Source organism: Streptomyces sp. URMC 123 (assembly GCF_051386515.1).
Classification (GTDB): domain Bacteria; phylum Actinomycetota; class Actinomycetes; order Streptomycetales; family Streptomycetaceae; genus Streptomyces.
In genome coordinates this window covers 1-2,390 of the sequence record NZ_JBPQTV010000539.1, presented here as the reverse complement: position 1 = coordinate 2,390, position 2,390 = coordinate 1, and the positions used below count along the sequence as shown (strand labels likewise).

At 76.0% G+C, this 2,390-nt stretch carries 2 protein-coding genes; both read left to right on the top strand.

The genetic code is table 11. The annotated features are described in order from the left end of the window. The first annotated feature begins 342 nt into the window (after nucleotides 1–342). Nucleotides 343–1,614 carry a hypothetical protein gene (locus tag ACSNOD_RS30490; protein WP_436770319.1) on the top strand — a complete coding sequence of 424 codons (1,272 nt, stop codon included), beginning with the start codon at nucleotides 343–345 and terminating at the stop codon, nucleotides 1,612–1,614. A gap of 210 nt (nucleotides 1,615–1,824) precedes the next feature. Beyond that, entirely contained in the window at nucleotides 1,825–2,343 is a 519-nt protein-coding gene (locus tag ACSNOD_RS30485) for a DoxX family protein (RefSeq protein WP_436770318.1), read from the top strand. Nucleotides 2,344–2,390 lie beyond the last annotated feature (47 nt).

Here is a 2,390-nt window from a genome sequence, read left to right as displayed (position 1 = left end):
CCCGTAACCCCCGCCCGTACTGCGGCGATCGGCCCGTTCCCGCGCCCGGCGGGCCGGCCGCGGCCGCGGAACACCGAGCACCGTACGGGCGCTTCCCGGCCGAACGGGGACCACCCGCGCGGGACCGGACGAACCGGCACCGCTCGAACACCTGAGTCCACCCACACCGGTGAGCCACCGGGAAACGATCTCGTCAGCCGGGCGCCCCCGCCGACCTCGGCGTCGCCGCGCGCCCGCCCCCGCTCCCACCCGCCGGGCGGAGAGGGCCTCCCACGAGCCCCGGGTGCGGCACAATTCCCTCGCATCTCCCTCTCATCGTACGGACGTTGGAGGCGAAGCCGCGTGGAGTCGGTCAGGGACAGTACGAGCGCGCCCGCTCATGGCAGCGGCTGCGCCTGTGGTGACTGCCCGCACGGGGCGCGGGAGGGGCACCGCCGTGCCGTCGCCGCCTTCGTCGCCCAGCGCGACGGCCTCGCGGCGGGGGTCGGCGTGCCCGCCGCGCTCGCGCACTCCGCGGGCGCCTCCCGGCAGTGGGTCTCCGACGAGCTGACGCACTCCGCCCGGCAGGTCGCCGACGGCGGCCGGGCGGCCGGCGAGGCCTGGCTGCGCGGCGTCTGGCGCGGCACCCTGCTGGTGGTGTGGGGCGGGGCGGTGGCGCTGCTCCTCGCGGCGACGGCCACGGCGGTCGGGGCCGGCTGGTCCCCGGCCCGGACCGCCGCGCTGCTCGCCACCCTGGCCCTCGGCGTGCTCCTCACCGTCGCCGCCCGGCTGCACCGCGCCAGGGGCGGCCTGCTCGCCCCGCTCATCGGCGAGGACAACCGGCTCTCCACCTCGCGCGCGGTGGCCGCGGCCTGGGTGCTGCTCGCCGTCTTCACCGTGCTCGTCCTCGCCTGTGAACTCACCCTCGCCGGCGGACAGGACCGGCGGCGCGCCCTGATCGACGGGCTGCGCCTGGGCCAGGGCGCGGGCGTGCTGACCTCCTTCGCCGTGGTCTGCGCGGTCGCGGTGATCGCCCGCCGGGTGGTCACCGTGCGGGTGCGCAGCCAGCGCCTCCAGAAGGTCCGCGCCGAGCGCTCGCACGCCCGCGACCTGCTCACCGACGACGCCGGGCGGGGCAGCTTCAGCGACGCCCAGTACGTACTGATCGCCACCGCCGTCGTCGTCTTCGCGCTGGCCCGGCTGGGCCGCCAGCCCGACCGGCTCCCCGATGTGCCGTGGGGGCTCACCCTGCTGCTGGTGGTCTCCGCGCTGACCTATCTGGCCGGGAAGTGGGCCGAGGGCGGGCGGCCGGTCGTGCTGTCGGTCGTACGGGCCCGCGAGCTCGGCGACCTCGACGGCCCCATCCGGCCCGGTGACGACATCGAGATCCGCGGCGCGGGGTTCGTGCCGCCGGGGGCGCAGACGCCGGACGCGCTCGCCCGCATGGTCGTCCGGCTGGGGGCGGTGCATGTGCACGTGCCGCTGGTCCCGGTGCCGGGCGGCTTCGTCAACCCCACGGACACGGCGCTGACCGTGCCGGTCCCGGCGGAGGTGGAGCCGGGCCGGGTGGAGGTGCAGGTGGTCACGGCCTCGGGCGCGGAGACGAACCGCTACGCGATCGAGGTCGTCGACTGACGGCGGTCGAGCGGGGGGCCGTACGGTGGCGGGCGGGCCGCCGTGTCCGTACGGGCTGTGTCTGAACGGTCTCGGGCGGGCCGCCGCATCTGAACGGTCTCGCGTGCGCCGCCGTGTCTGAACGGTCGTGGGTGCGCCGCCGTATGTGTCGCCGGGCGGACCGCCCCAGGGGAGAATCACCCCGACAGGGGCGAGGAAAGGCGGCACCACATGGCGGCGGCACACCGCACGAACCGATCCGGCATCAGCACATCGTCGCGGTCCCGCCCTTGGCGGGCGAACGCCTCCCGCCACGCCCTGCTCCCGCTCCGCGTCTTCCTCGGCGTCACCTTCGTCTACGCCGGCCTGGACAAGCTCACCGACCCCGGATTCCTCTCGGCGAGCGGCAGCGGCTCGATCGGCGAGATGATGCGCAACGTGCGGGACGGCTCGGCCGTGCCGTGGCTCGTGGACCAGGCGCTCAGGAATCCCGAGGCGTTCGGGTACGCCATCGGCATCGGTGAGTTGGCCGCCGGCCTCGGCACGCTGGCGGGCCTGTGGGCGCGCCTCGCCGCGCTCGGCGGGGCGCTGATCTCGCTGAGCCTGTGGCTGACGGTGAGCTGGAGCACGGAGCCGTACTACTACGGCAACGACCTGATCTACCTCATGGCGTGGCTGCCCCTCGTCCTGGCCGGGGCGCCGACGCTCTCCCTGGACGCGATCCGGCACGCGTCCCGCAGGCGCTACTGACGCGCCGCGCACACGTCAGCCGGGGCCGGGGCCGGGGCCGGCTGACG